Genomic DNA, 507 nt, shown 5'->3' with positions numbered 1-507 from the left:
AAGGGCGAGGCGCACTTCACCGTCCGGCACGGCCTGTTGCGCCCCTTCACGGTGGCGGCGGGCGACCTCGACGTCCGCGACGTCGGCACGGCCTTCGACGTGCTCAGGCTCGACGAGGCCTCGTCGGTCACGGTCTCGCAGGGAGTGGTCGACGTGGCCGTGCGCGGCGGGCCGCCGCGCCGCCTGGTCCAGGGCGACAAGCTGACCCTGGCGCGCGACGCCGTCGGAGCGCGGTTCGCCCGGGCCGAGCTCGGGCGGGACCTCGCCTGGCGCAGCGGCCGCATCGACCTGGAGGACGCGCCGCTGGACGCGGCGGTGGCCGAGCTGGCGCGCTATTCGCGGGTGCGCATCGTCCTGGCCGACCCGGCCATGGGCCGCGCCCGCATCAGCGGCGTCTACGACCCTCGCGACCCGACCACCTTCGCCCGCGGCGTGGCGGCGGTGGAGGGTTGGCGCGCGGTGATCGCCGACCCGCTGCAGATCCGCCTGGAGCCGTGAAATTTTTAT

1 protein-coding gene is annotated in these 507 nt (G+C 75.0%); it reads left to right on the top strand.

Annotated elements, in window-relative coordinates:
- The coding region (locus D1614_RS25355) for a FecR family protein (RefSeq protein ID WP_175579335.1) at positions 1-498 on the top strand (498 nt) is incomplete at its 5' end.
- Positions 499-507 lie beyond the last annotated feature (9 nt).

Source organism: Maribellus luteus, from assembly GCF_003576475.1.
Taxonomy (GTDB): Bacteria; Bacteroidota; Bacteroidia; order Bacteroidales; family Prolixibacteraceae; genus Draconibacterium; species Draconibacterium luteum.
Note: the sequence above shows the minus strand (reverse complement) of the source record. Positions and strands in the feature narration are given on the sequence as shown.